This is a genomic window from Amycolatopsis sp. NPDC051372, assembly GCF_040682095.1.
Lineage (GTDB): Bacteria > Actinomycetota > Actinomycetes > Mycobacteriales > Pseudonocardiaceae > Amycolatopsis.
The window spans coordinates 769,753-791,524 of sequence record NZ_JBFBAF010000001.1; the positions used below are offsets into that span (position 1 = coordinate 769,753).

Annotated in this window: 20 protein-coding genes; 9 read left to right on the forward strand and 11 right to left on the reverse strand. The window is 70.2% G+C overall.

Features of this window, described 5'->3' with window-relative positions:
- Positions 1–19 precede the first annotated feature (19 nt).
- Positions 20–1,015 carry a serine/threonine-protein kinase gene (locus AB0M56_RS03570; RefSeq protein ID WP_364170637.1) on the forward strand — a complete coding sequence of 332 codons (996 nt, stop codon included), beginning with the start codon at positions 20–22 and terminating at the stop codon, positions 1,013–1,015.
- On the opposite strand, the gene pcp is transcribed toward AB0M56_RS03570, so the two are convergent.
- Together pcp and AB0M56_RS03580 are read right to left on the reverse strand one after the other, a co-directional pair.
- Complete coding sequence (gene pcp / locus AB0M56_RS03575; RefSeq protein WP_364170639.1) at positions 993–1,619, reverse strand: pyroglutamyl-peptidase I; 627 nt, start codon at positions 1,617–1,619, stop codon at positions 993–995. The two genes, AB0M56_RS03570 and pcp, sit on opposite strands and share 23 nt — an antisense overlap.
- 149 nt (positions 1,620–1,768) lie before the next feature.
- Positions 1,769–3,211, reverse strand: coding sequence for a M1 family metallopeptidase (locus AB0M56_RS03580; protein WP_364170641.1), 1,443 nt, complete (start codon positions 3,209–3,211; stop codon positions 1,769–1,771).
- 160 nt (positions 3,212–3,371) lie between these two features.
- On the opposite strand from AB0M56_RS03580, the gene AB0M56_RS03585 reads away from it, so the two are divergent.
- The gene (locus AB0M56_RS03585) at positions 3,372–6,539 is read left to right on the forward strand and encodes a BTAD domain-containing putative transcriptional regulator (protein WP_364170643.1); all 3,168 of its coding nucleotides are present in this window, start codon (positions 3,372–3,374) and stop codon (positions 6,537–6,539) included.
- An 83-nt stretch (positions 6,540–6,622) separates the two neighbouring features.
- Here the strand turns inward: AB0M56_RS03585 and AB0M56_RS03590 are convergent, their stop codons facing one another.
- Both AB0M56_RS03590 and AB0M56_RS03595 read right to left on the reverse strand, forming a co-directional pair.
- A complete protein-coding gene (locus AB0M56_RS03590; RefSeq protein ID WP_364170645.1) occupies positions 6,623–7,420 on the reverse strand; it encodes an ABC transporter permease in 798 nt (265 codons plus the stop codon).
- Positions 7,417–8,394: an ATP-binding cassette domain-containing protein gene (locus tag AB0M56_RS03595; RefSeq protein WP_364170647.1), complete on the reverse strand. Its 978-nt coding sequence runs from the start codon at positions 8,392–8,394 to the stop codon at positions 7,417–7,419. Before AB0M56_RS03595 ends, AB0M56_RS03590 begins: the two co-directional genes overlap by 4 nt.
- Before the next feature lie 182 nt (positions 8,395–8,576).
- Here AB0M56_RS03595 and AB0M56_RS03600 point away from each other — a divergent pair, with 182 nt between their 5' ends.
- Both AB0M56_RS03600 and AB0M56_RS03605 read left to right on the forward strand, forming a co-directional pair.
- Positions 8,577–9,539 (forward strand): endonuclease/exonuclease/phosphatase family protein, encoded by a 963-nt coding sequence (locus tag AB0M56_RS03600; RefSeq protein ID WP_364170649.1) that lies wholly within the window; start codon positions 8,577–8,579, stop codon positions 9,537–9,539.
- A complete protein-coding gene (locus tag AB0M56_RS03605; protein ID WP_364170651.1) occupies positions 9,536–9,967 on the forward strand; it encodes an acetyltransferase in 432 nt (143 codons plus the stop codon). Before AB0M56_RS03600 ends, AB0M56_RS03605 begins: the two co-directional genes overlap by 4 nt.
- Here the strand turns inward: AB0M56_RS03605 and AB0M56_RS03610 are convergent.
- A complete protein-coding gene (locus AB0M56_RS03610) occupies positions 9,960–10,763 on the reverse strand; it encodes a Sir2 family NAD-dependent protein deacetylase (protein WP_364170653.1) in 804 nt (267 codons plus the stop codon). The genes AB0M56_RS03605 and AB0M56_RS03610 overlap by 8 nt on opposite strands.
- On the reverse strand, positions 10,756–11,064 hold the full coding sequence (locus AB0M56_RS03615) for an antibiotic biosynthesis monooxygenase (protein ID WP_220244783.1): 309 nt from the start codon (positions 11,062–11,064) through the stop codon (positions 10,756–10,758). The genes AB0M56_RS03610 and AB0M56_RS03615 overlap by 8 nt, the downstream gene beginning before the upstream one ends.
- Before the next feature lie 101 nt (positions 11,065–11,165).
- Between AB0M56_RS03615 and AB0M56_RS03620 the strand changes: the two genes are divergently transcribed.
- Together AB0M56_RS03620 and AB0M56_RS03625 are read left to right on the forward strand one after the other, a co-directional pair.
- Positions 11,166–12,332, forward strand: coding sequence for an FAD-dependent monooxygenase (locus AB0M56_RS03620; RefSeq protein ID WP_364170655.1), 1,167 nt, complete (start codon positions 11,166–11,168; stop codon positions 12,330–12,332).
- Positions 12,333–12,360: 28 nt separating this feature from the next.
- Positions 12,361–13,758, forward strand: a complete 1,398-nt coding sequence (locus AB0M56_RS03625) for an ATP-binding protein (protein ID WP_364170657.1) — start codon at positions 12,361–12,363, stop codon at positions 13,756–13,758.
- A 32-nt stretch (positions 13,759–13,790) separates the two neighbouring features.
- Here the strand turns inward: AB0M56_RS03625 and AB0M56_RS03630 are convergent, their stop codons facing one another.
- Positions 13,791–15,209: a M1 family metallopeptidase gene (locus AB0M56_RS03630; RefSeq protein WP_364170659.1), complete on the reverse strand. Its 1,419-nt coding sequence runs from the start codon at positions 15,207–15,209 to the stop codon at positions 13,791–13,793.
- A 113-nt stretch (positions 15,210–15,322) separates the two neighbouring features.
- On the opposite strand from AB0M56_RS03630, the gene AB0M56_RS03635 reads away from it, so the two are divergent.
- Entirely contained in the window at positions 15,323–16,075 is a 753-nt protein-coding gene (locus tag AB0M56_RS03635) for an alpha/beta hydrolase (protein ID WP_364170661.1), read from the forward strand.
- A gap of 54 nt (positions 16,076–16,129) precedes the next feature.
- Here the strand turns inward: AB0M56_RS03635 and AB0M56_RS03640 are convergent, their stop codons facing one another.
- From AB0M56_RS03640 to AB0M56_RS03655, 4 genes are all read right to left on the reverse strand, one after another.
- Positions 16,130–17,092, reverse strand: coding sequence for an N-acetylmuramoyl-L-alanine amidase (locus AB0M56_RS03640; RefSeq protein ID WP_364170663.1), 963 nt, complete (start codon positions 17,090–17,092; stop codon positions 16,130–16,132).
- 106 nt (positions 17,093–17,198) lie between these two features.
- Complete coding sequence (locus AB0M56_RS03645; RefSeq protein WP_364170665.1) at positions 17,199–18,074, reverse strand: A/G-specific adenine glycosylase; 876 nt, start codon at positions 18,072–18,074, stop codon at positions 17,199–17,201.
- Between the two features lie 24 nt (positions 18,075–18,098).
- On the reverse strand, positions 18,099–18,590 hold the full coding sequence (locus AB0M56_RS03650; protein ID WP_220244776.1) for a carbonic anhydrase: 492 nt from the start codon (positions 18,588–18,590) through the stop codon (positions 18,099–18,101).
- Positions 18,591–18,719: 129 nt separating this feature from the next.
- Positions 18,720–19,820: a LacI family DNA-binding transcriptional regulator gene (locus AB0M56_RS03655; RefSeq protein ID WP_364049900.1), complete on the reverse strand. Its 1,101-nt coding sequence runs from the start codon at positions 19,818–19,820 to the stop codon at positions 18,720–18,722.
- A gap of 196 nt (positions 19,821–20,016) precedes the next feature.
- Here AB0M56_RS03655 and AB0M56_RS03660 point away from each other — a divergent pair, with 196 nt between their 5' ends.
- Positions 20,017–20,934 carry a zinc ABC transporter substrate-binding protein gene (locus AB0M56_RS03660; RefSeq protein ID WP_364170753.1) on the forward strand — a complete coding sequence of 306 codons (918 nt, stop codon included), beginning with the start codon at positions 20,017–20,019 and terminating at the stop codon, positions 20,932–20,934.
- Entirely contained in the window at positions 20,934–21,770 is an 837-nt protein-coding gene (locus AB0M56_RS03665) for a metal ABC transporter ATP-binding protein (RefSeq protein WP_364170667.1), read from the forward strand. The genes AB0M56_RS03660 and AB0M56_RS03665 overlap by 1 nt, the downstream gene beginning before the upstream one ends.
- Positions 21,771–21,772: the final 2 nt, after the last annotated feature.

Consider the following 21,772-nt stretch of genomic DNA (forward strand, 5'->3'; position numbering starts at 1 on the left):
TCTCCGTATCGTCGAAGCCATGGGGGATTCCCGGCTCACCAAGCACCTTCAAGCGGCCACGGCGCTGTCGCTGCTGAGCGACCGCCAGCTCGTCGAACGCCTCGAAACGGCCGAAGTCGTGTCCCGAGGCATCGGCGGCACCGGCGTGCGGCTCGACGTCGACGGCACACCCGTGTTCGCGAAGTGCATGCCGTTGACCGCGCTCGAACGCGAGCACCCGCACGACACGGCCAACCTCTACGACCTGCCGACGTTCTGCCACTACGGCGTCAGTGGCTCACCCGAGGGCTCGGCGTGGCGCGAGCTGGCGCTGCACACCATGGCCAACGGCTGGGTGCTCGGCGGCGAGTGCGAGCACTTCCCGCTGCTGCACCACTGGCGGGTGCTTCCAGTACGCGCCGGCCGGGTGCCGGACCAGCCGCTCGAAGAGGACGTCGAGTACTGGGGCGGCTCCGCGCCCGTGCGCCGACGGCTGGAGGACCTGGAGGCCGCCGACACGAGCTTGGTGCTGTTCTGCGAGTACTTCCCGACGACGCTGCACCTGTGGCTCAAGGAGCACCTCGACGAGGCGGACCACGTCGAGCAGCAGCTGTTCGAGACGGCCGCTTTCCTTCGTGAGCAAGGCGTTCTGCACTTCGACACGCACTTCGGCAACTACCTCACCGACGGCTCGCGGATCTACCTCACCGACTTCGGGCTCGCGTTCGCCACGCGGTTCGACCTCAGCGCCGAGGAGCGCGCGTTCGCCGAGCTCAACGTCGAGCACGACGAGGCGTACCTGGCCATGCACCTGACGCAGTGGCTGGTCACGGAGGTCCACGGCACCTGGGACCGCGCCGAACGGCTGGCCGCGGTCCGCCGCGCGGCCGCCGGTGAGCTGCCGCTGCCGGAACCCGTGGCGTCGGTGGTCGCGCGGCACGCGAAGACAGCCGTGGAGTTCACTGAGTTCTACAACCGCCTGCGTGAGGACCGCGAAGCGCCGTTCCCGAGCCTCAGTTCAACGTTCCAGCGCTGACGTCGAGGTCATCCGCGGTGGTCAGCGCGGCCGTGATCACGGCGTCCAGCGCGGTTGCCGACTGTCGCGCGTCGAGCGATGGCCCCGCCTCGCCCTGCTCCGGAGCCGACGGCACATGCACGAACCCACCTCGCAGCGCAGGGAACTCGTTGGCGAGCAGGTGCATCAGGCCGTAGAAGACCTGGTTGCACACATAGGTTCCCGCCGTGTGCGACACCGCCGCGGGCACACCCTCGGCCTGGATCGCCGCCACGGCCGCCTTGACCGGCAAGGTGGTGAAGTAAGCCGCCGGGCCGCCCGCAGTCACCGGCACGTCGACGGGCTGGTCACCGGCGTTGTCCGGAATCCGCGCGTCGATCAGGTTGATCGCCAACCGCTCCGGCGTGACCGCGCCGCGCCCACCCGCTTCTCCCACACACACCACGAGATTCGGCTGGTGCTGCTCGATCGCCGCCCGCAAGGCCGTCAGCGACGCGCCGAACTCCACCGGCAACTCCACCGCGACCACGTCGTCGCGCCGCGAAGCCACCAGCCGCGCCGCCTGCCAGGAAGGGTTCGTCGCCGAGCCGCCGAACGGCGCGAACCCCGTGAGCAACACAGTCATACGACCAGACAACCACGAACCTTAACCACGAAGCGAGATCGCGCCGGTTTCTTCCCACCCGATGTGGTCGGCCCCCGGGGCCGATCATGTCGGGTGGGAAGGAGCCGGCTTAAAGGCGATCTCGCACGCGGCGGCGGAGCCGCCGCAGATCACACTGTGTTCAGGTCGCCCGGGTAGAGATACTTGTCGGCCGGCTTGCCCGAGCCGTAGATCCAGGCGTCGAAGAAGCCCTGCAGATCCTTGTGAGACACGGATTCGCAGTACTTCTGGAACTCCTGCATGTTCGCGTTCCCGTTGCGGTGCAAGGAGTTCCACGTCTTGAGCACCTTGTCGAACGCGGCCTCGCCCATGTACTTGCTCAGGGCGTGCAGCGCGACCGGGCCCTTGGAGTACACGTAGGTGAACTCGTTGCCCGGGCCCATGTCGTAGAGCTTGCCGTTCCAGAACCGGTCGGACGCGGTCGCCACCTGCTGGCGGTACTGGTCGTCGAGGTTCACGCCGTTCTTGGCCTCGTCCCAGAGCCAGGTGGCGTAGGAGGCGAAGCACTCGTTGAGGCAGACGTCCTTCCAGTGGTCCACGGCCACGGTGTCGCCGTACCACTGGTGGGCGTTCTCGTGGACGATCGTGTCGACGTTGCCCGCGCGGCCGGAGTAGATCGGCCGGCTCATCGTTTCGAGCGAGAAGCCGATGGGCTCGGCCAGGTAGATGCCGCCCGCGGCGTCCACGGGGTACTGGCCGAACTTCGACTCCAGGAAGTCGAGGACCTCCGGCAGCCGCGCGTCGGCCTGCTTGGTCGAATCGGGCGTGCCGGGCGCGAACGCGCTGACGATCGGCGTGCCGTCCTTGCGCTTGCGCTTGTCGAACGTCCACTTGTCGATGGCGACCGTGGTCATGTACGGCACGGCGGGCGTGGTCTCGGCCCACACGTGCGTGGTGCCCTTCGAGGTCTTGTGCGTGCCCCGCTCACGGCCGTTGGCGATCACGCCCCACTCGTCGGGGACGGTGATGGCCAGGTGGAACGTCGCCTTGTCGAGCGGGGTGTCGTTCACCGGGTACCACGTGCTGGCCGACTTCGGCTCGCCCGCGGCGAACGCGCCGCCGTCCTTGGCGTACTGCCAGCCGTTGTTGCCCAGCAGCGGGTCGCTGATCGGGGCGGGCACGCCGTGGTAGGTGATCACGGTGCGGAACGGCAGGCCGTGCAACAGCGGCAGCAACGGCGTGATGGTCAGCTCGTGGTCGCCGCTGCGGGTGAACTTGGCCTTGAGGCCGTTGACCTTCACCGAGTCGACGGTGAGGCCGCTGAGGTCGAGGTTGAACGAGCTCAACGTCTGCGTGGCGCGTGCGCTGATCGTCTGCACGCCGGTGAGCTGGTGGCTGTCCGGCGCGTAGGTCACGGCGAGGTCGTAGTCGGCTACGTCGTAGCCGCCGTTGCCGTCCTGCGGGTAGTAGCTGTCGCCCGCTCCGTCGGCACCCGGGGTGCCCCAGCCGTACCCGTCCTGCCCTGCGGAGGCGATGCCGCCGCCCAGGCTCAGCGCGGCCAGCGTGGCGACGACCGTCACTGCCGGGCGACGCCAGCGGTGCTGCAGTCTCATGAACGCTCCTGTCTGCTGCTCGGGAAACCGTTTGCAACGTATCGCCGCGAAGGGCTGTTGACGCCTGATCGTGGTGTTTTGTCCTGAAAGTCCACACTTCCGTCGGTTCCCCGGCGGCCGTTCGGACCCGTCCTCAGCATCCGTCTGGAAAGCTGGTGCCATGCGCGTGGCGCTCCTGGGTCCGCTGCGGGCGGCCTGCGACGACGGCACCCCGGTGGACATCGGCGGTGCGCGCCTTCGCATGCTCTTGGCCCGGCTCGCGCTCGACGCCGGCCGCGCGGTGCCGGCCGAAGTGCTCATCGACGGCCTGTGGGGCACCGAGCCGCCCGCCGACGCGGCCAACGCGCTGCAGTCGCTGGTCTCGCGCCTGCGCCGCGCGTTGCGGCCGGCCGGGGCCGAGCTGGAGTCCGGCGCCGGCGGCTACCGGCTCGCGCTGGCCGCGGACACCGTCGACGCGCACCGGTTCGAGCGGCTCGCGGCCGAGGGCCGCCGTGAGCTTTCGGCGGGCCGCGAGTCGCGCGCGGCCGAGCTGCTGCGCACTGCTCTGGACCTCTGGCACGGCGCCGCGCTGGCGGACGTGCTCGACGCGCCGTTCGCCGCCGCGCCCGCGACCCGGCTGGAGGAGCTGCGCACGGAAGCCGCCGAGGATCGCTTCGACGCCGAGCTGCGGCGGGGCCGCCACGCCGACGTACTCGCCGATCTCACCGCGGCCGCCGAGGCCCACCCGTTGCGCGAGCGGCTCGCCGGCCTGCGCATCCGCGCGCTGTGCTCGGCCGGGCGCCAAGCCGACGCGCTCGCCGCGTACAGCACGATCCGCGCGACACTGGCCGACGAGCTGGGCGTGGACCCGTCGGCCGAGCTGCAGGAGATCCACCTGCAGGCGCTGCGCGGCGAGCTCGCGCCCGCCGCGACGGTCACCGACCGGCTGCCGGTGCGCCTCACGAGCTTCGTCGGCCGCGGTGACGAGCTGAAGCAGCTGTCGGAGCTGCTCGACGGCTCTCGGCTCGTCACGCTCGTCGGCCCCGGCGGTGCGGGCAAGACACGCCTGGCGACCGAGGCCGCGGCGCGCCACCCGGCGCACGGGCCCGGGCGCGTGTGGTTCGCGCCGCTCGCCGGCGTCCGCGACGCCGACGACGTGCTCGGCGCGCTGCTCACCGCGTTGGGGATCCGCGACGTGCGCGCCACTGAGACCGAGGTGCTGCGCAAGCCGATCGACCTGTTCGAGCACGCCGTCGAGGCGCTGAGCGGCAGCGAAACACTGCTGGTGCTGGACAACTGCGAACACGTGGTCGAGGTCGCCGCGCAGCTGGCCGACGACCTGCTGCGCCGCGTCCCGGCGCTGCGCATCCTGGCCACCAGCCGTGAACCGCTCGCCATCACCGGCGAGGCGCTGTGCCCGCTCGGCCCGCTGCCCGTGCCGGCCGAGTCGACGCCGCCGGGCGAAGTGGGTGCGCTCGACTCCGCGCGACTGTTCCTCGACCGCGCCATCGCCGTGCGGCCGGACTTCACGCTCGACGAGTCCACAGTGGACGCCGTGACGCAGATCTGCCGCCGCCTCGACGGCATGCCGCTCGCGCTGGAGCTGGCGGCGGCGCGCCTGCGTTCGATGTCCGTCACGGGCATCGCCGAACGCCTCGACGACCGCTTCCGCCTGCTCACCTCCGGCAGCCGCACGGCCCTGCCGCGGCAACGCACGCTGCGCGCCGTCGTGGAGTGGAGCTGGGACCTGCTCACCGACGCGGAGCTCGCCCTGGCGCGGCGGCTGGCCGTGTTCGCGGCGACGTTCGACGAGGACGCCGTGACCGCCGTCTGCGCCGACGGTGAGCTCCTGCCCGCCGAAGACGTGGTGTACGTGCTGGGTTCCCTCGTCGAGAAATCCATTGTGGACACGGTCGGCGGGCGGTACCGCATGCTGGAGACGCTGCGGGTGTACGCCACCGAGCGGCTCACCGCGTCGGGGGAGACCGAGCGGCTGCGCGCGGCCATGGTGCGCTACTTCGTCGACCTCGTCGAACGCACCGAGCCGCGGCTGCGCACCCGTGACCAGCTCACGGCGATCACGATCTTCGAGCACGACAACGACAACCTCACCACCGCGCTGCGCGGCGCCATCGACTCCGAGGACGTCGATTCCGCGAGCCGGCTGCTGTATGGCATGTTCTGGTACCTCTCGATCCTCGGCCAGAGCGAGCGCGCCGAGCGCTTCGTGGTCGATGTGCTCGCCTTCGGCGATCGCCTGGCGCCCGACGTCGCGGCCAGCCTGCGCCTGAGCCAGCTGATGATGCACATGATGACCGGCCCGCAGGCGCTCGCGAGTGCCGAGGAGGTGATCGAGGACTGCCTGCGCACGGACGCGGTAACGGGCAACCCGTGGCTCGCGCTCGCCGTGCCGATGGTCGCGTTCCTCAGCGGCCACCGCGAGCTGGCCCGGCGCGAGATCGAGCGCTCCACCCGCAGCGACGACCCGTGGAGCCGGGCCGCGGCGCGCTGGGCCGAAAGCTTCCTGCTCGCCGACGAGGGTGATCTGGAGGGTTCCGCGCGCGCCCGCGAGGAGGCTCACGCCGGGTTCCTGGAGATCGGCGACCGCTGGGGCCTGGCGATGACGTTGAGCTTCCGCGCCACGAGCCTGTCGCAGCGCGGCGACCACGCCGGGGCGATCGCGGCGTACACCGAGGGCCTGCGGCTGGCGATGGAGCTGCGTTCGCAGGACGACGTGATCCAGCAGTGGTGGCGCCTGGCCGTGGAGCGTTCGCGCGGTGGTGACCACGAAGGCGCCTGGCGTGAGCTGGCGGCGGCCGAACGCTACGCGGGCAGCGCGAACCGGGAGCTGACCATGATCCTGTCGTTCGGCCGCCTCGAACTACTCATCCGCGAGGGCCGGCTCGACGAGGCGCGCACCGTCGGCAAGGCCATCTCGAACAGCCGCGACGACTGGCCCTACCCGGGCAACTTCGAGGACGAGTGGTTCGGCATGGTCCACGCCAGGATCGCGTTGACGGAGGGGAAGCCGGACGACGCCTTGCCGCACGCCGCGGCCGCCATCCGCTCCGTGACCAACCGCCGCGACATGCCCGACCTGGCGCGGATCGTGGAGGTCGTCGCGGAGATCCGCTTCGCGCAGGGCCGGTTCGAGACGGCGGCGCGCATGCTGGCGCTGAGCGCGTTGATCCGGGGCGAGTTCGACCTCGGCAGCCCGGAGGTGCTTGGGTTGATCGCCGGGCTGGAGGACAAGCTGGGCGCGGACCGGTACGCGCAGCTCGTCGCCGAGATGCGCGCGCTGGACCGCGACGCCGGTATCGCCTGGCTGGAAGAGGAAATCGGGACCTGACGAGCTCGGTCCCCTCCACCACCCCCGCGGTGAAGGGGACCGAGCGCCCCCATTTTCTGTTGTGGTCCTAGTGCGACAGTCGCTCAGACACGGCGGCGGTAGGCCCAGGTCGCGAGCGGGAAGAACACCACCACGGCCCCGACCATCCACGCCAGCGCCCCGCCGAGCGGTCCGGCGACCGCGCCGCCGTTCATCAAGCCCCGCAACGCGTTGGCCATCAGGCTCACCGGGCTGATGTCCGCCCACGCCCGCAGCCACCCCGGCATCGTGGCGGTGGAGACGAACACGTTGCTGCCGAAGGTGAGCGGCATGATGAACACGAACATCAGGCCCTGCGCGGCACCCGGCGACTTCATCAGCATCCCGACGAACACCGAGCCCCAGCAGAAGCACAGCCCGAACGCCAGCACCAGCAGGATCGCGGCCAGGAACTGCATCGGCCCCGTCTCGATGCGGTAGCCCATCACCATCGCGACGATCATCAGCACGGCCAGGCACACGACGTAGCGCACGAGGTCCGCCAGCACCGCGCCGACCAACGGCGCCGAGCGCGCGATCGGCATGCTGCGGAACCGGTCGAACACGCCCTTGGTGACGTCGGTGTTCAGCTGCACGCCCACGGTCAAGCTGGCTTGCAGAATGTTCATCACGACCAGGCCGGGCACCAGGCTCTGCAGATAGTTCGAAATGGACCCGCCCAGCGCGTTGCCGAACAGGTAGGTGAACATCAGCAGGAAGATGATCGGCATCAGCGTCACATCGGCCAGCTGCTCCGGGTTCTTGCGGATCTTCAGGATTCCGCGCCAGGCCAGGGAAAGCGCGTGCTGCGTGCCTTTCACCGGGCTGATGCGACGGGGTGGATCGAGCGCGAGCGTGGTCACGCGAGGCTCCCTTCGAGCTGGGTGTCGGCAGTGGTCGGTTCGGCGGAGTGGCCGGTCAGGGCCAGGAACACCTCGTCGAGGCTCGGCAGCCGCAGCGCGAGCTCGTCGGAGGTGATGCCGGCCTCGTCGAGCTTGCGCACGAGCGTGGACAGCAGCACCGGGTCGGAAACCGGCGCGGTGAGCAGGCCCGTGTCGTTGTCTCGGGTCGGCCGGACGCCGGTGAGCTCGCCCAGGATGCGGGCGACGGCGTCGAGGTCGGCCAGCGACGTCGGGCGCACCTGAAGTGTCTGGCCGCCGACGCGGCGCTTGAGCTCGTCGGCGCGGCCGTCGGCGACCACGTGGCCGTGGTCGAACACGGTGATCTTGTCGGCCAGCTGGTCGGCTTCCTCGAGGTACTGCGTGGTGAGCAGCACCGTCGCGCCGTCGGCGACGAGGCCGCGGACCACGGCCCACACCTCGTTGCGGGCGTGCGGGTCGAGCCCGGTCGTGGGCTCGTCGAGGTAGAGCACCTCGGGTCGCCCGACGAGGCTCGCGGCGAGGTCGATCCGCCGGCGCATGCCGCCGGAGTAGGTGCGGATCGGGCGCTTGGCGGCATCGGACAGCTCGAAGCGCTCCAACAGCTCCTTCGCCCGGGCCTTGGCGTCGGCGCGCGACAGGTCGAGCAGCCGGCCGATCAGCACCAGGTTCTCGATGCCGTTGAGGTCTTCGTCGACGGACGCGTACTGGCCCGTGAGCCCGATCAGCGAGCGCACCCGCACCGGGTCCTGCACCACGTCGAAACCCCCGACCGTGGCGTGCCCGGCGTCGGGCTTGATGAGTGTGGCCAGGATGCGCACGGCCGTGGTCTTGCCCGCGCCGTTGGGCCCGAGCACCCCCACCACCTTGCCGAACGGAACCTCCAGGTCCACCCCGTCCAGCGCCTTGGTCTCCCCGAACTGCTTGACCAGGCCCTCGGCCTTGATCGCAAACGACATGTGGTCCTCCTCCTGCTGTCGCCCTCTGAGCAACACAGTGGACGGCCGACCTGTCAGGGCGCGCACAGCGCGCTGACAGCGCCTGTCGCGGACCTGTCCTCCGCTGTCAGGAGTTGCGGAGGTGTTGTGGAGGTGCGGTGTCCGGGGCGCGCTCGCCCGGCCGGAGTCGGCATACTCGGCCCATGGTGATCAACGACCAGGTGCGGGCGCGGCCACGGAACCGGCTGGTCACGGGCGTTTTGCTGCTGTTCGGCGTGCCCCTGCTGGCGATCGCGGCGCTGCGCACGGTCGGGTACGACGGCGGCTGGTACACACTCGTGCTGCTCGCGCTCACTCCGTACGCGGTCGTGTACGGAGCGCTGCTGGGCGGTGTTTCGCTGGTGCTGCGCCGGTGGTGGACCGGCGGAATCGCGCTGGCGCTGGCGATCCTGCTGGCCGTGTTCGTGGCGCCGCGCGTGATGGCCGACGAGCAACCGGCCGTGGCAGGGAAATCGCTGCGCGTGATGTCGGCGAACCTGTACCTCGGCCGCGCCGACGCTGCCGCGATCGTGAAGCTCGTGCGCGACAACCGGGTCGACGTGCTGAACCTCGTGGAGATGACGGCGGCCGAAGTGTCCGCTTTGGACAAGGCAGGGCTGTTCGGTCTGCTGCCCTACCGGGTGCTGCACGCGGCGCCGGGCGCGGACGGCTCGGGCATCGTGTCGCGCTACCCGCTCACCGAGGAGAACTACACGGGCGACTCCACCGCGAAGCAGCCCAGCGCCGAAGCCGACCTCGGCGGCGGCACGGTGGTGGAGCTCGTCGCGGTGCACCCGGAGTCGCCGGACACGGGCGTCGACCAGTGGGAACGCGAGACGAAGGACCTTTCGCGCGCCGCCGGCGAGCACGGGCTGCGCGTCCTGGCCGGCGACTTCAACGCGACCCTCGACCACGCGGCCTTGGCCACCGTGCTGTCGCGCGGCTACCACGACGCCGCCGACGAACGCGGCGACGGCCTGCAGCCCACGTGGCCCGCTGATGCCACGCCGCTCGTTACGCTGGACCACGTGCTGGTGGACAAGCGTGCGGCCGTCGAGGACTACCGGGTGTTCGACGTGCCCGGAACCGACCACCGCGCCGTGTACGCCCAGGTGCGGTTGCCGTGACGATCTCGCTGCGTCCGGTCTCGGGCACGGACGAATACCCGGAGCTGCTGGCGATCTGGCGCAGTGCGGTCGAGGCGACGCATGATTTCCTGACCGCCGAAGACGTCTCGTTCTACGCTTCGCGGGTGCCGGGATACTTCCCACAGGTGGAGCTGACCCTGGCCACTGTGGACGGTGTTGTCGCGGGGTTTTCCGGGATCGCTTCCGGGAGCTTGGAAATGTTGTTCGTGCACGCCGATCACCGCGGCGCGGGGGTCGGGTCCGCGCTGTTGCAGGCGGCTTTGTCGATGTTTCCGTCGCTGACGCTCGACGTCAACGAGCAGAACCCGCAGGCGCTCGGGTTTTACCTGCACCACGGGTTCGTGATCGCCGGCCGCTCGGCGACGGACTCCGAGGGCCGGCCGTTCCCGTTGCTGCACCTCAGGTGAGCTTGAGCAACGACTGCAGCGCGCCGGCCGCGATCGACACGCCGCGGCCGTGGCGGATCTGCGGCTCGCGCGGGTTGATGCGCACGAGCGCGCCCGTCGCGGCGCTGGCCAGCTCGGCGTAGCGGCGGACGGTCGGCACGGCCTGGCCCGCGCCGAGCTCGACCACGGTGAGGTCGCGCCGGCCGCGGCGCCACGCGGTGAGCTCGTCGAGCTGGGCCTGGCTGCGAGTCGGGACCCACTCGAAGTCGCCGAACATCAGGATGTTGGGCCGGGCGAGGCCGCCGCAGTGCGGGCAGCTCGGCAAGGGCGCGCGGGCGCGCATGGTCGTTTCGTCCAGGTCGACGTGGACGTCGGTGGCCGGCCAGATGTCGTCCGTGCAGCCGCCGAGGCACTGCAGGTGGTGGATGGACCCGTGGGCCTCGGCGACGTGGCCGAAGCCCGCGACCTGGAACTGGCCGTCCACATTGGACGTGAAGACGCGGACCCCGCCGGGCTTCCGTTCGCCCCATTCGCGCAGCAGCTCGAAACCCCGGTGCGGCACGGTCTTCCGGTAGAGGTCGAGCCGGTGGCCGTAGAACCCCCAGGCCAGCTCGGGGTCGTCGGCGAAGTGCCGCGGGTCGGCCAGCTCCTCGAAGCTGAGACCGAGACCGGCGTATGGCGGGTACGCGCGCCAAAAGCCTTCGTTGCCGCGGAAATCGGGCAGGCCGGAATCGACGCCCATCCCGGCGCCGGCGCACACGAGCAGCGCGCCGGCACCGTGGATCAGTTCGGCCGCGCGGGCGAGGTCGTCACTCACCCGGCTTCGAAGCCTGGACGACCTCGAACTCGAGCAGGCTCGCACCCGACGACACCGGCTTCGCGCGCTCGCCCGCGTGGGCCTCGCGCGCGGGGCCGGCCGCCCACGCCTGGTAGTGCTCCTCCGACTCCCACTTCGTGTAGACGAAGTAGCGCGTCTCGCCGGAAACCGGGCGGAGGAGCTCGAAGCCGAGGAACCCGGCCTGGCTGTCGACGGCGTGCAGCCGCGCGGCGAACCGCTTCTCCAGCTCGGGGCCGGCGCCTTCGGGGACCTCGATCGCGTTGATCTTCACCACTGCCATGGCTCCAGCCTACTTCCGTCTTCCCCGGGCGAAAGTGGTAGTAACTGTCAAATAGTTGTGGCTATCATGTTTGGGTAGGGTCTCATGAACGGGGGCACACCATGCGGGTTCTGATCTCGGGGGCGAGCATCGCCGGCCCGGCGCTGGCGTTCTGGCTGCACCGCTACGGCATCGAGGCGACGCTGGTCGAACGCGCGCCCGCGCCGCGGCCGGGTGGGCAGGCCGTGGACCTGCGCGGCGTGGGGAAAGTCGCCGCGGATCGAATGGGCCTGCTGGAGAACATTCGTGCCGCCTGCACCGACACCGGCGGACTTTCTCTTGTCGACGCCTCGGGCCGCCGTCGGGCCACCCTCACCGTCGACCAGTTCGGCGGCGACGGCCCGATCGCGGAAATCGAAATCCTCCTTCGGGAGGCGACGGACAACGAGTACCTCTACGGCGACCGGATTGTCCTGCTGGACGAGCAGCCCGACGGCGTCCACGTCACTTTCGAATCCGGCTCTTCCCGGGTCTTCGACACCGTGATCGGCGCCGACGGCCTGCACTCAGGGGTGCGTTCTCTGCTGTTCGGCGACGTGCCGTTGCAGCACCTGGGTCGCTACCTGGCGTTTTGGACCGCGCGCAACCACCTGGGTCTGGAGAACTGGTCGCTGGTGCACAACGCGCCGGGCCGCAGCATCGGCGTCCGCACGATCAACTCGAACCAGGCCTTCATGGCCTTCGCTTCGTTCCATGCCGACGACCTGCACCACGACTACCGGGACATCGCTTGGCAGAAGTCTTTGGTGCGTTCCCGGCTGTCGGGCTTGGGCTGGGAGACCGCGGAACTGGTGTCGCAGCTCGACGACGCTGCCGACTTCTACTTCGACTCCGTCAGCCAGGTCCACCTGCCCTCGTGGTCGGCCGGCCGCTTCGGCTTGCTCGGTGACGCCGCCTTCTGCGCCTCACCCTCGTCCGGCCAGGGCACCAGCCTGGCCCTGGTCGGCGCCTACGTCCTGGCCGGTGAGCTCGCGGCCGCGCCGGATGTCCCTGCGGCATGGGCTGCGTATGAGGACCGCCTCCGGCCGTGGGTGTCGGCGAACCAGAAGATGGGCCGCGCCAACGCGCGCGCCGGATCGCCTTCGAGTGCCCTTGGCGTTCGCCTGCAGCAGTTCGGCATGCGTATTCTGCCGCATCTGCCGGAGCGTCTGCTGTTCGGCTCGATGCTCGCGGTGCTGAACGGTTTCGATCTGCCGGACTACTCGCGGTACCTGACGGCGGTGGCCTGACTGGGCGATTCATGCCACTCTGGGGTGCATGGGGGAAGATCACGAAGCACTCGCACGCGACCTGCAGCGCATCATCAAAGCCACGGCCGACGCGGTCGGCTCGCGGCAGGCCAACGAGTTGATCGACCGCGTCACCGGGCATCTCGGGGTGGCGCTGACGCAGGCGCTGGTGGTGACACGCAACTACGAGGACTGGGAGCACGCCAACATCCAGGCGGGTGTCGACGCGTACCTCGCCGAGCATGGTGTGCGGACGGACTGGTTCGGGATCGCGGGCGGGCAGCGCGGCCACGAGGACCTGGTGGGCATGCTGTTCGCCGCGCGAAACCACCAGTTGTACGAGCTGGGGGCCGTCGACTACACGACCGCGACGATCGGGCCCGACGCGGCGGCGGAGGTCGTGCAGCTCGGGCTGGTGGGGACGGCCGCGCCCGACGGGACGCCGGTGATCGTCGGCGTGCGGGGGACCAACCAGCAGTACGGGCAGATGTACTGCCGCCTGGAGGTGATCGCCGGCGAGCGCGCCGCGGCGACGGCCACGCGCGACAGCATCGAGCAGCTGATCGCGGAGCACGACGTGTTGCGCGGCCACGTGCTGGCGTTCGGCGTGAGCGAGCACCGCGGCAACGAGCTGCTCACCTTCCTGCCCCGGCCTGCGATCGGTCCGGAAGAGGTGGTGCTGCCCGAAGGCGTGCTCGACGCGGTCGAGCGGCACACGCTCGGCATCGCGGAACACGGCGAACGCCTGCTGGCAGCCGGCCAGCACCTCAAGCGCGGCGTGCTGCTGCACGGCCCGCCGGGCACGGGGAAGACGCACACCGTCCGCTACCTGATGGGACGGCTGCCCGGCAGCACGGTCGTCATCCTCACCGGCTCGGCGATGCGCTTCGTCTCGAAGGCCGCGACGCTCGCGCGCCGGCTGCAGCCCAGCGTCGTCGTGCTGGAGGACGTCGACCTCATCGCCGAGGACCGCGACCACTCCCGCGGCGGCACACCGCTGCTGTTCAGCCTGCTCGACGCCATGGACGGCGTCGGCGGAGACGCCGACGTCACCTTCCTCCTCACCACCAACCGCGCGGGTGACCTGGAGAAGGCGCTGGCCGACCGGCCGGGCCGCGTGGACCTCGCCGTCGAAATCCCGCTGCCCGACGCCGCCGGCCGCGCCGCACTGCTCGAGCTGTACTCACGCGGCCTCAAGGTGACGGCCGACCTCGCCCCGATCGTCGAGGCGACCGACGGCGTCACCGCGTCCTTCGTGAAGGAACTCCTCCGCCGCGCGACGCTGCGCAGCCTCACCGCCAACCCCGACGCCGAGGCCGTCGTCGGCGACGCCGAACTGGGCGGCGCGCTGGCGGAGATGACGGACGCGCGTAACGCGCTGACCCGGTCGCTGCTGGGCGCCTCGGCTCAGGGGCGGCAGGGCTAGCGGTCGCGGTCGGCGCGAGGCAAAAGACCAGCTCAGGGGTGGAGTGTGCCCGGGTAGAGGTCCTCGTCCGACGGGAGTTTCGCCGTGCGGAACCAGTCGTCCAGGAAGGGGCTGAGGTCCTGGCCCGCCAGGCGGTTCACGAGTTTCGTGAAGTCGGCCCACGTGGCGTTGGCGTGGCGGTGCTCGGCGGGCCAGTCGCGCAGCAGGGTGGAGAACGGGCCGTCGCCCATGCGGCGGCGCAGGGCGTGCAGGGCGAGGATGCCCTTGTCGTACACGGCTTCGAACTCGTGGCCGGGGCCCGGGTCGACGAGCTTGCGGTTCCAGAAGTCCGTGCTGGCGTGGGTGATCTCGAGGGCCGCGCGGTAGCGGTCGTCGAGGTTTTGGCCCTCGCGTTCGGACCAGAGCCACTGGGCGTACGACGCGAAGCACTCGTTGAGGCAGACGTCCGACCACGAGTCGAGCGACACGGAGTCGCCGAACCACTGGTGGGCGTTCTCGTGGACGAGGGTGAGGACGTCGGCCCACTTCGCGTAGGTCGGGCGCGTCTGCGTCTCCAGCGAGAAGTGGATGTCCTCCGCGAGGTAGATGCCGCCGGCGGCGCTCTGCGGGTACGGGCCGAACTTGCTGCTCAGGAACCCCAGGATGTCCGGTAGCCGGTCGCCACTGGCCTCGAGCGACTCGGCGCCCGGCGCGTACGCCGACACCACGGGCGTGCCGTCGGGCAGCGAAGAGCGCTTCACCGTGAACTTGTCGATCGCGATCGTCGTGAGGTAGCCGGCGACCGGGTTCGGCTCGGTCCACGTCGTGGTGGTCTTGCCGCCGGCCGAAGAACTGCCCTGCTCACGGCCGTTGGAAATCACCGTCCAGCCGTCCGGCACGTGCGCGGTCACGCTGAACGTCGCCTTGTCACGTGGGGTTTCGTTCACCGGGTACCAGAACGCCGCCGAATGCGGCTCGCCGACCATGAACGCGCCGCCGTCGGCCGAGCGGCTCCAGCCGGTCTCGCTGCCGCCGTCGTGCTCGGTGTTCGACGGGTCGCCGGAGTACCGCACCCGCGTGCGATAAGTCGAGCCCGCCCGCAACGGCTGCGGTGGCGTGATCACCAGCTCGAAGTCCTTCTCCCGGCTGAACGTCGCCGGTTTCCCGTCGACCTCGACCGACGCGACGTCGAGTCCCCGCAGGTCCAGGTTGAACCGGCTGAGGTCCTGCGTGGCCTTCGCGGTCACGGTCGTGTCGCCGTCGAGGTGGCCGCTCGCGGGGTCGTAGCCGACGTCGACGTGGTAGTCGAGCGCGTCGTAACCGCCGTTGCCGTCTTCGGGGTAATACGGGTCGCCGGCGCCGCTCGCCCCCGCGGACGGATGCAGTGGCGTGGTGTCCGGATTGTCCGCACTGCACGCGGACAGCGCGAGCACACCGGCGAGGGCGAAGGCGGCGGTTCGGTGGCTGCGCATCGTTTCACCCTATTTCCAACCTTCCTCCCCGCCACCACCCTCAAAGGAGTGGCTTCGGCACACTGTGCCGGTTCGGGTGTGATTGGCTACCGGACGAAACGGCAGGAGACTCCATGCGACCTGGGCTGATCCACTTCGGCAGCGACGACACCACGGGCGTGTCGGTGCTCCTGCTGCACGGCTTGATGGGCCGCGCCCGCACGTGGTGGCCGGTCGCCCAGTGGCTCAAGCCCTACGGCTCCGTCCACGCCCTCGACGCCCGCGGTCACGGCCGCGCGCCGCACACCGGACCGTGGACCACCGAGCAGTTCGCCGAGGACATCGCCGAGGTGCTGAGCGAGATCGGCCCGTCCGTGCTGATCGGCCACTCCATGGGCGGCCTCCACGCCTGGGCGACGGCGGCGAAGTACCCCGAGCTCGTCCGGGGTGTCGTCAGCGAGGACTTCGCGCCCGACCAGCGCGGCCGCACCGTCGAGACCTGGCGCGGCTACTTCGACAGCCGGCCGGTGCCGTTCGAATCACTCGCCCACGTCCGCGAGTTCTTCGGCTCCGCGGGCGACTACTTCACCGAATGCGTCGAGGAACGCGAAGACGGCTACCACCTGATCGCGAACCTGGAGAACCTCTACGAGATCGCCGCCGAATGGGGCCGCCGCGAATACTGGTCCATTGTGGACTCGGTCCGGTGTCCCCTGCTCCTCGTCGAAGGCGAGCACACGGCCATGCCGGCCGGACAGCAAGCGCAGGTCGCCGCGCAGGTGCCGGGCGCGAAACACCTCGTCATCCCCGGCTCGGCGCACCTGCCCCACGTCGAGGCGCCGGAAATCTACCGCGGCGCGGTGGAAGCGTTCCTCGCCGGACTGTGAGCAAACCGGCGGGTCACGCGGACCGCCCTCGCCGGCCCGCGTGACCCGCCGGGGTCAGTGGGCGAGTTCCACCCGCCATGCCGCGGCAGACTTCCCCGCCGGCACGATGAGCGGCCACACGTCCGAGCCGAGGAACCCTGACTCGTCCGCCGCCCGCGCCGCCGTGCAGCTGTCGCGGGACAGCCCGTGAGCGGACGCCAGAACAGCTACGGCGTCCGTTGTGGACTGTCCGAACACGCCATCGGTCGGCACGCCGTAGCCCGAAGCGCGCAAGAATCGTTGCGCCGTAAGCACCCGAGGCCCTACGTCGCCGGGCTTCAGCAACGGCCATTCCGGCACCTCCGCCCGCGAAACCGCGACACCGAGCACCCGGGAAACGGCCGTCCGCAGCTCCGGAAGCCGATCGTACAGCACCTGCCCGCAGCATTCCGTCGAATTGAAATCCCGGTGACCCTTGATGAAACTCGGCGAAATCCCGTACTGGTCGGCGATGTAGGCGACCAGCGAGACCAGTGAATTCCACAGCGCCACCGGCACGTCGACCGTGCTGTACAGGCCTTCGTTCTCGATCCCGAGGCATTCGCTGTTGTGGTTGCCGACGTTCGCGCCCTGCACGTGCTGCTTGCCGCCGCGCAGGATCTCGAGGCTGCGGTGCCGGCCTTCCGTCACGTAGCCGCCGCGGCTGTTCGTGAACTGCTGGCCCGTGTCGATCCAGCCGCGGGTGTCCATGTGGAAGTTCTGGATGTCGCGCGAGATCTGCAACGCGTGGGGCAGCGAATAGTCGGTGTTGTTGCCCGGATCGACGGTGTGGTGCACCACGATGTAGGTCGGCTTGTGGTTCTCCACCACGATCGCGTCCGTCGCGGGCCGCGCGTTCCACTCGTGCGTCGGGTGGATCTGCGGCGCGGTCACCGCCGTCACCGCTGTCGCCGTCCGTGTCGCGACCAGGCCGAGTGCGCCCGCCGCGGTGACCGTGAGCCCGCCCTTGAGCACGGCACGGCGAGTGGCTTCCCCCATGTGAATCTCCTCCGCCGGAACAGAGAACGTCGGGGAAAGCTAACCCGCCACGGAGATCATGACAACTTTTTGCCGACTTTCGTCGTACCCCGTGAGAACCAGTCCGTCAGTGTTCACCCGGCAGCGCGAACAGCCCGCTGTCCGTCTGCTCCAGCAGGCCGTCGACCAGCAACGAGTCGAGGCACCGGTCGCGCTGCCCGGCCTCGTGCCACACGATGTCCAGCCGCGCCTTCTCGACGGGTCCCTCGCTGCCGCGCAGCACGTCGAGCAGCAGGCCGCGCACCTGCCGGTCGGTGCCCGCGAACTTCTGCACGGGCTTGGCCGGCCCCGCGTACTCCGGCCGGCCGTTGTGCTGCCACGTGCAGGTGTCGAACACCGGGCAGTCGGCGCAGCGCGGCGCACGCGCGGTGCAGATCAGCGCGCCCAGCTCCATCAACGCGGCCGACAGCTTGGCCGCCGGCGCGTCTTCGGCCGGCAGCAGCGCCTCGACGTCGGCCATGTCGCGCGTGTTCGACGCCGGACCCGCGTCGCCGGCGCCGTGCACCGCCCGCGCGACCACCCGCCGCACGTTCGTGTCGACGACCGGCGCCCGCTTGCCGTAGGCGAAGGCCGCCACGGCCCGCGCGGTGTACGCGCCGATGCCGGGCAGCGCGAGCAGGGTGTCCACATCGGACGGCACGACGTCGCCGTGCTCGGCCGCGATCACCGTGGCCGCCGCGTGCAGCCGCAAGGCGCGGCGCGGGTAACCGAGCTTGCCCCACGCGCGCACGACCTCGCCGGTGGTCTCCGCGGCCAGCGCCGAGGGCACGGGCCAGCGCGCCATCCACTCGAGCCAGATCGGCTGCACGCGCGCGACCGGCGTCTGCTGCAGCATGATCTCGCTCACCAGCACGCCCCACGCGGAGCACTCCGGCTCGCGCCACGGCAGGTCTCGCCCGTGCGTGCCGAACCAGTCGATCAGAACGTCCGCGTCCACAGCCACGCCGACCATTGAAACCGACGCGGCTCAGACGACCTCGGTCAGGCTCCCGGTCTTCACGTCGTAGACGAATCCGCGCACGTTGTCGGTGTGCGGCAGGAAGTCACTGCGGCGCACGCGCTCCATCGACACGCGCACGCTGTCCTCGACGTTGCGGAACGCCTCCACCGACCAGGTCGGCCGCAGGCCCGTGGCCTGTTCGAGCTCGTCCTTGAAGTCGTCCTCGGTCACCGTCGAGAGGCCGCAGTTGGTGTGCTGCACGATCAGGACCTCGCGCGTGCCGAGCTTGCGCTGGCTGAGGGCGAGGGAGCGGATCATGTCGTCGGTGACCACGCCGCCGGCGTTGCGCAGCACGTGGGACTCACCTTGGATGAGGCCGAAGATCTCGAACACGCGCACGCGCGCGTCCATGCAGGTCAGGATGGCCACGTGCAACGAGGGTTTGGGCGACGAGCGGTCGCCCGGCACGACATTGCCGAGTTCCTCGTTGCGCTTGAGAAGAACGTCGATGGAGGTCATGGTCACCTTTCGGCCACGCTTCCCCGACTATGCGGGCGGTCCCTCCCATGGAACCCGTCCGGAGCGTCAGGTACAACGGGATAGGTCCGAAGTCACCGGAAAACAGGGGCATTCCCCTGCTGTCGGGGGTCAGCCCCCGAACCACGGCTCCTCGACGGTCCGCGGCGGCGCCGACGTGCGCCCGATCCGCAGCTCGGTGGGCAGCGTGATCACCTTCGGGCCCACGCGCTCGGCCGAGCCGAGCAGCAGCCGCCCCGCGACCTTGCCCTTCTCGAGCACGGGCTGGTGCACGGTGGTGAGCCCGAGGCGCTCGGCCTCGGCGATGCCGTCGAAGCCGGTCACGGTGAGGTCGAGCGGCACGCGCAGGCCCCGTCGTTCGGCTTCGGCCAGCGCGCCGAGCGCGAGGATGTCCGACGTGCAGATCACGGCCGTGACCTGCGGGTACGCGTCGAGCAGCTGGCGGGCGCCCGAAGCGCCGTCGTCGACGGTGTGGTCGAAGCGCTCCACCACGGGCACGGTGGCCCAATCAACACCTGCGGCAGAGAACGCCGTGGCCAGGGCTTCGAGGCGGATGCGCTGCACGTGGAAGTGGGCGCTGCTCTGGCGCTGCGCGGTCACGAAGTCGTCGTTGCGCTCGCGCGCCAGGCGCATGCACAGCACGCCGACCTGCCGGTGGCCGAGCGAGACCAGGTGCTCGGCCAGGCGCGTGACGGCGGCCGCGTCGTCCGGGCCGACGCGGTCCACGCCTTCGATGCGCGGCTGGTCGATGATCACCGTGGGGACGGGCCGCTCCAGCACGGCGGCCAGGTGCGGGTCGTCGTCGGGCACGGAGTAGACGACAAATCCGTCGACGCCGGCGCGGTGCACAGCGGCGACGTCTTCGCGGCCCGGGCTCGCGGGCACCAGGTGCAGGCCGACCCCGGCGTCCTCGCAGGCGAGGGCGAGGCCTTCGAGCACACCGACCGCCGCCGGGTCACGGAACGCGTACGACAGGTTCTCGGTGAGCAGCAGCCCGACGGCGCCGGCCTTGCGGGTGCGCAGCGAACGGGCTACCGGGTCCGGACCGGGGTAACCGAGGCGGCGGGCGGTCTCGAGGATGCGCCGGCGAAGTTCGGGAGACAGCTGGTCGGGGCGGTTGTACGCGTTGGACACGGTGGTCCTTGACACCCCGAGCTCCGCCGCCAGCGACGCCAATGTCGCCTGCCTCCGGGTGCGAATAGGACGGCCCATCCGCAAACCGTAACGGTTCAGATCGTTTTCCAGAAGCGACACCCCTGTGGTGAGTGTCTCGATCCGCTGAGTGACGGAGACGTGGTCTGCCACCCGGTGGAGCTCCTCTTGTCATTCGGATGGGGTAAGGTGAAACTGACAACGATTTCCATTAGCTGATCGGTTCGACCCAGGAGAGTCTTCGATGAGTTCCCGCCTGAGTACCCGCCGCACCCGCGGCGTGCTCGCCGCCGCTTCGGCTCTGACCGTGTTCGCGCTCAGCGCTTGCTCCAGCACCGACTCGGGCTCCGGCACCGGTTCCGGCTCTGGTTCCACGACGGGGCAGATCAACGTCATCGCGGCCACGGACGTGTGGGGCAGCGTCGTCACGGCCGTCGGCGGTGACAAGGTGGCTGTCAAGTCGATCATCCACGACCCGACGGCCGACCCGCACTCGTACGAGTCCACGGCCGACGACGCGCTGGCGGCCAAGAACGCGCAGCTCACGCTCGCCAACGGCGGCGGCTACGACGACTTCTTCGGCAAGCTGGCCGACCAGGCTTCGGGTGCGAAGAAGCTCGTGGCCTACGACATCGCCGCGACCGGTGACGAGAACGAGCACGTCTGGTTCGACCTGCCGGGCGTGGAGAAGGTGGCCGACCAGGTCGCCTCGGCGCTCAGCGCGATCCAGCCGGCGTCGAAGCAGACCTTCGACGACAACGCCAAGGCGTTCAAGGGCCAGGTCGACGCATTGGTCAAGAAGACGGAAGCCGTCGGCGCCGCGCACCCGGGCACCAAGGTCGTGGTGACCGAACCCGTGGCGCACTACCTGCTCGAGACCGCGAAGATCACCGACGCGACTCCGAAGGCCTTCTCCGACGCGGTCGAGAACGAGACCGACGTGCCCGCCACGGCGGTCAACGACTTCACCCAGCTCATCAAGAACAAGCAGGTCAAGGCCCTGATCAACAACGTCCAGACGGTCACCCCGCTGACCCAGCAGGTGGTGTCGGACGCGAAGGCGTCGAACGTCGCCGTGGTCGACGTAGCCGAGACGCTGCCTGCCGACGTCACGGGTTACATTGACTGGATGACCAAGGAAGTGGACTCGCTGTCCGGGGCTCTGAACAGCTGATGTCCGCCGCGCTCTCGACGGTTCGCCCCGCGGTTCGCGTCCGCGGGGCGGGCCTGGCGTTCGGCAGCCGCACCCTCTGGTCCGGGCTCGACCTCGACGTCGAGCAGGGCGAGTTCCTCGCGATCCTCGGCCCCAACGGGTCCGGCAAGAGCAGCCTGCTCAAGGCGTTGCTCGGCATGCAGGGCCTCTCGGCCGGCAGCATCGAGATCGCCGGTGGCCGCCCGGGCGGCGCCAACCGCAAGGTCGGCTACATCCCGCAGCAGCGCGCGATCGACGACGGCCTGACCCTGCGTGGTGTCGACCTCGTGGGTCTGGGCCTCGACGGGCACCGCTGGGGGACCGGCGTGTTCGGCATGCGCGACCGCCGGCGTCGCGTCGCGGAGGCGATCGAGGCCGTCGGTGGCACGGCGTACGCGAAGCAGCCGATCGGGCGGCTTTCCGGCGGTGAACAGCAACGCCTCCGGGTGGCGCAGTCGCTCGTCGGTGACCCGTCCGTAATGCTGTGCGACGAACCGCTCCTTTCGCTCGACCTCGCACACCAGCGCGCGGTCAGCGAGCTGATCGACCGGCGCCGGCGCACGGCGGACACGGCCGTGCTGTTCGTGACGCACGAGATCAACCCGGTGCTGCAGTTCGTCGACCGCGTGTTGTACCTGGTCAACGGCTCGTTCCGGGTCGGCAAGCCCGACGAGGTGATGAACTCCGAGACGCTGTCCGAGCTGTACGGCACCCGCGTCGAGGTGCTGCGCGTCGGCGGTCAGATCCACATCGCGGGTTCGCAGAGCTCCCTGTGTGAAGACCAACCACACCACCACGAGCAGGAAGCAGTGGGCTGAGC

Coding starts and splice junctions, on each gene's coding strand:
- AB0M56_RS03570 (WP_364170637.1), top strand. CDS start 20: ATGGGGGATTCCCGGCTCACCAAGCACCTTCAAGCGGCCACGGCGCTG.
- pcp (WP_364170639.1), bottom strand. CDS start 1,619: ATGACTGTGTTGCTCACGGGGTTCGCGCCGTTCGGCGGCTCGGCGACG.
- AB0M56_RS03580 (WP_364170641.1), bottom strand. CDS start 3,211: ATGAGACTGCAGCACCGCTGGCGTCGCCCGGCAGTGACGGTCGTCGCC.
- AB0M56_RS03585 (WP_364170643.1), top strand. CDS start 3,372: ATGCGCGTGGCGCTCCTGGGTCCGCTGCGGGCGGCCTGCGACGACGGC.
- AB0M56_RS03595 (WP_364170647.1), bottom strand. CDS start 8,394: ATGTCGTTTGCGATCAAGGCCGAGGGCCTGGTCAAGCAGTTCGGGGAG.
- AB0M56_RS03600 (WP_364170649.1), top strand. CDS start 8,577: ATGGTGATCAACGACCAGGTGCGGGCGCGGCCACGGAACCGGCTGGTC.
- AB0M56_RS03615 (WP_220244783.1), bottom strand. CDS start 11,064: ATGGCAGTGGTGAAGATCAACGCGATCGAGGTCCCCGAAGGCGCCGGC.
- AB0M56_RS03620 (WP_364170655.1), top strand. CDS start 11,166: ATGCGGGTTCTGATCTCGGGGGCGAGCATCGCCGGCCCGGCGCTGGCG.
- AB0M56_RS03625 (WP_364170657.1), top strand. CDS start 12,361: ATGGGGGAAGATCACGAAGCACTCGCACGCGACCTGCAGCGCATCATC.
- AB0M56_RS03630 (WP_364170659.1), bottom strand. CDS start 15,209: ATGCGCAGCCACCGAACCGCCGCCTTCGCCCTCGCCGGTGTGCTCGCG.
- AB0M56_RS03635 (WP_364170661.1), top strand. CDS start 15,323: ATGCGACCTGGGCTGATCCACTTCGGCAGCGACGACACCACGGGCGTG.
- AB0M56_RS03640 (WP_364170663.1), bottom strand. CDS start 17,092: ATGGGGGAAGCCACTCGCCGTGCCGTGCTCAAGGGCGGGCTCACGGTC.
- AB0M56_RS03650 (WP_220244776.1), bottom strand. CDS start 18,590: ATGACCTCCATCGACGTTCTTCTCAAGCGCAACGAGGAACTCGGCAAT.
- AB0M56_RS03655 (WP_364049900.1), bottom strand. CDS start 19,820: ATGGGCCGTCCTATTCGCACCCGGAGGCAGGCGACATTGGCGTCGCTG.
- AB0M56_RS03665 (WP_364170667.1), top strand. CDS start 20,934: ATGTCCGCCGCGCTCTCGACGGTTCGCCCCGCGGTTCGCGTCCGCGGG.